Here is a 4276-nt window from a genome sequence, read left to right on the forward strand (position 1 = left end):
GGGGCGTCGAGCACCACCGACCACATCGTGCGTCCCGACGCGGACGCGGACTCGGTGACCGAGACGATGCCGGGGGTGGCGGCGACGGCGGCGTGCACCTGCGGCGCCCGCGCGGTGGGCGCGACGACCAGCGTCGGGTTGACCAGACCAGCCGGGAAGTGCGCGGCCACGACGTCGTATCCCGACACCGAGTCCGCCCGGACCCGGAACTGCTCGGTCTGCGACAACCCGATCCGGGTGCCCAGCAGGCCGGTGGCCAGGGCCGCCAGCACGGTGACCGCGACCGCGGCGACCGCGGCCGGACGCCGGTCGACCCACTGCGCCAGCTGAAGCCAGGGGCCGGACTCGCGGGCGTGCCGCGCGGGCTGCGGAACGAATGGCCAGAACAGTCGCCGCCCGCACAGTGCGAGCACCGGCGGCAACACCACCAGCACCGACACCGCGGCGACGAGCAGGCCGCACGCCGCCAGCGCGCCCAGGCTGCGGGTGCTGGGCGTGGACGCGAACAGCAGCGTCAGCAACGCCAGCACCACCGTGGCGTTGCTGGCCACGATGGCCGGCCCGGCCCTGCGAACCGCGCGGCGCAGCGCATCCCGGTGATCCGGGGACGCGGTCTGGCGCCGGAGTTCCTGGCGGTAGCGCGAAATGAGCAACAGCGCGTAGTTGGTGCCCGCCCCGAACACCAACACACTGGTGATGCCCGCGGTGGAGCCGTCGAAGCTCAGCCCGGTCAGCGACGCCGCCGCGGTACCCACCGCCGTGGCGACGCGGTCGGCGAATCCGATCACCAGCAGCGGGGCCAGCCACAACACCGGCGAACGGTAGGTGGCGATCAGCAGCAGCGCCACCACCGCTGCGGTCACCGCCAACAGGGTGACGTTGGCGTCGGTGAACGCGTTGGCGATGTCGGCACCGAACGCCGGCCCCCCGGTGACACGGGCCCGCAGCCCGCTCGGCAGGCCGTCGCGGGCGGCGGCCCGTGCGGCGGCGACCTGCGCGTCCAGCGCCACGCCGGACAGATCGGCGCGCACGGGCGCCACCGCGAGGGCAGCCTCGCCGTCGGCCGACACGATCGGCGGCGCGTCGTCGACGGGCGCGTCGGGCACGGTGACCGCCCGCATCCGGGCGCCGGCCGCGCGGGCCGCCGACAGGTTCGCGGCGTCCAACGGTGTGCCGTCGGCGCGGGTGACGACGAGGATCAGCGGCACCCGGTCACCGCCGGGAAACCGGCCGGCCACGGCGGCGACCTTGGCGGAGTCGGAGCCGGCGGGCACCGACTGCGGCGCCTGACCCGCCGCCGCGTTGCCGCCGACGAGCACCACGAACCCGACGCCCAGCAGCACCGCGCCAAATCCGGGCAGCCACGACCTCCGGCCTGTCGTCGCGGCCGCCACCGCGTTCCAATGCGTGTCCCAATCCGTGAGTTTCACTAACTTAAACATTAACCGACTTAACAACCATTCGTCGTCGCGGTACGCTGACCTTCTGATGAACCCGGATGGGAGTACCACGAAACGGATGGGACTCGAAGCGCTGATCGCCGCCGACGCGCGCGCCCTGGCGGCCGAATCCGACCAGTTGGGAAGGGTTTTCGCGGCGGCGCACCAGGTGCACCCCAGCGATTTTCGCGCCCTTGTCCACGTACTGGTGGCCGAGAGCGAAGGAAACCCGCTGACATCGGGCGATCTGCGCCACAAGATGGGCCTCTCCGCGGCGGCCATCACCTACCTCGTCGAGCGGATGATCAACTCCGGTCACTTCCGGCGCGAGTCCGATCCGTCCGACCGGCGCAAGGTCATCCTGCGGTATTCCGCCGAGCGGCGCGACGTCGCCGAGGCGTTCTTCACCCCGCTGGCAGCGCATACCTACGCCGCCATGGCGGATCTGCCCGACGACGACCTGATAGCCGGGCATCGGGTGCTGACCGCGCTGATGAGGGCGATGCGAAGGTTTTTGGACGAACTGCAGGCGTCGGGCGCCGACGTGGGTGTCACGTGAGCACAGACCGCGGTGAGATGACCACGCGCAAGCGGCGCCATATCGATGTGTGCCTCGACGGAGACGTCGGCTACCGTGGCATCACGACGGGCCTGGAGCGCTACCGCCTACCCTACAACGCACTGACTCAGACCAATTTGGACGACATCGACCTTTCCACCGAATTCCTCGGCTCGCCGTTGCGGGCGCCCGTTCTGGTCGGCGCCATGACCGGCGGCGCCGAACTGTCGGGCACCATCAACCGCAATCTGGCCACCGCCGCGCAGCGACTCGGCATCGGCATGATGCTCGGGTCGCAGCGTGTGATGCTCGACAGCGTGTCGGGGGAGCGGGCCGCCGCAAGCTTCACCGTGCGCGACGTGGCCCCCGACGTGCTGTTGTTCGGCAACATCGGCCTGGCGCAGCTGACCAAGGACACGGTGCCCGACATCGTCGCGGCGCTGGACAGGGTTGGAGCCAATGCGCTTGCGGTGCACACCAATCCGCTACAGGAGGCGATCCAGCGGGGCGGCGACACCGATTTCGCGGGGTCGCTCGACCGCCTGCACGACCTGAGCGGCCAGCTGGGCTATCCGGTGCTGCTCAAGGAGGTCGGCCACGGCATCGGCGGTGCAGCGGTCGCCGACCTGCTGGCGCTTTCCGGCGTTCCGCCGGTGGCCGCCATCGACGTGGCCGGCGCGGGCGGTACGTCATGGTCGCGGGTCGAGCAGTTGGTCCGGTACGGCGAACTGCGCTACCCGGACCTGGCCGACTGGGGGATACCCACCGCGCAGGCGATCTGTGAGGTGCGCGCCGCGCTGCCCCAGATCCCGCTGGTGGCCTCCGGGGGCATCCGCACCGGCATGGACGCGGCCAAGTCCCTGGTCCTGGGTGCCGACGTGGTGGCGATCGCCCGCCCGCTGCTGCCCGCGGCGATCGAGTCCGCGGAGGCGGCGACGTCGTGGCTGCAGCGGTTTGTCGACGAGCTGCGGGTGTGTTTGCACTGTTGCGGTGCGCCCGATCTGCGTGCCCTGCGCGCCGTCGGTGTGACGGACGCCTGACGGCGGGAACACGCATGGCCGTGATTCTGGCGTACGGGTCCCCCGCACTGGGGCACCTCTACCCGATGGGCGCGCTGCTGCGCGAGCTGGCCGGCCGCGGCCACCGGGTCCATCTGCGCACCCTGGCCACCGAAGTCGAGGCCATGCGCAGGCTCGGCATCCACACCGAGGCCGTCGACCCGCGGATCGAGACCATCACCGGGCGGGATTGGCTGGCGGGCAACGCCTTGGACGTGCTGCGGGACACGATCGACGTCCTGTGCCGGCGCGCGGTCATCGAGGTCGGGGATCTGCGCCGGGCAATCGAGCGGGTGCGGCCCGACGCGGTCATCGTCGACGCCAACTGCTGGGGAGCGATGTCGCTGGCCGAAGCCACCGGCGTGCCCTGGCTGGTGTTCTCGCCGTTCACTCCTTACCTGCGCTCCCGTGGCGCGCCGCCGTTCGGTCCCGGTCTACGCCCGCTGCCCGGTGTTCTCGGTGCCGTACGCGACGCCTCGATGCGGCCGTTCGTGACCTACCTCTTCGACCGCCGGGTGATGCCGCGGGTCAACGCCGTGCGCGCGGACCTCGGTGTGCCGGCCGTCGACTCGGTGGACGCTCTGATGCGCCGCGCCCCGCTGATGTTGGCCGTCGGCGGCGAGCCCTTCGAGTATCCCCACCCCGACTGGGGCGATGCGGTGCACTTCCTCGGCGCCTGTGAGTTCGAGCCCGCACCGGTGGCCGTGCCGGACTGGTTGACCGCCATCGACCGCCCGATCGTGCTGGTCAGCACTTCCTCGATCGCCCAGGCCGATGCCCGGCTCGGTCGTATCGCCGTGCAGGCGTTGGCCGGCGAGCCGGTTCACGTGGTCGTGACTTTTCCCGCCGGCGTGCCGGCGGGACTGCCGCGGTCGCCCAACGCCACGGTGTGCCGGTTCCTGAGCCACGGTGTGGCCCTCGACCGCGCCGTCTGCGCCGTCACACACGGGGGGATGGGCACCACCGTCAAGTCCCTCGATCGCGGTGTCCCGGTCTGCGTGGTGCCCTTCGCCCGCGACCAGGCCGAGGTCGCGCGCCGGGTGCAGATGGCCGGCTGCGGCATCCGGCTGCCGGCGAAGAGGCTTACCGCCGCGCGGCTGCGGGAGGCGGTGCGCACGACGATCACGATGGCCGACGGCGCGCGCCGGGTTTCCGCGGGCTTTGCCGCGACCGGGGGGGTGGCGCATGGTGCGGACGTGATCGAACAGCGCCTACTGCGC

4 protein-coding genes are annotated in these 4276 nt (G+C 71.7%); 3 read left to right on the forward strand and 1 reads right to left on the reverse strand.

Annotated features, from left to right (window positions below):
* The coding region (locus tag AC2VOK_RS08750) for an MMPL family transporter (RefSeq protein WP_428900124.1) at positions 1-1430 on the reverse strand (1430 nt) is incomplete at its 3' end.
* Positions 1431-1518: 88 nt separating this feature from the next.
* Between AC2VOK_RS08750 and AC2VOK_RS08755 the strand changes: the two genes are divergently transcribed.
* The 3 genes from AC2VOK_RS08755 to AC2VOK_RS08765 form a co-directional block, all read left to right on the forward strand.
* A complete protein-coding gene (locus AC2VOK_RS08755) occupies positions 1519-1998 on the forward strand; it encodes a MarR family winged helix-turn-helix transcriptional regulator (protein WP_428900125.1) in 480 nt (159 codons plus the stop codon).
* Positions 1999-2015: 17 nt separating this feature from the next.
* Positions 2016-3038 (forward strand): type 2 isopentenyl-diphosphate Delta-isomerase, encoded by a 1023-nt coding sequence (gene fni, locus AC2VOK_RS08760; RefSeq protein ID WP_428900127.1) that lies wholly within the window; start codon positions 2016-2018, stop codon positions 3036-3038.
* Between the two features lie 14 nt (positions 3039-3052).
* Positions 3053-4276, forward strand: a 1224-nt coding sequence (locus AC2VOK_RS08765; protein ID WP_428900126.1) for a glycosyltransferase, incomplete at its 3' end; no start/stop codon positions are given.

The organism is Mycobacterium sp. TH-M116, assembly GCF_057473685.1.

What these genes read in the sequence shown, in the direction of transcription:
- AC2VOK_RS08755 (WP_428900125.1), top strand. Translation starts at nt 1,519, where the DNA reads ATGGGACTCGAAGCGCTGATCGCCGCCGACGCGCGCGCCCTGGCGGCC.
- fni (WP_428900127.1), top strand. Translation starts at nt 2,016, where the DNA reads ATGACCACGCGCAAGCGGCGCCATATCGATGTGTGCCTCGACGGAGAC.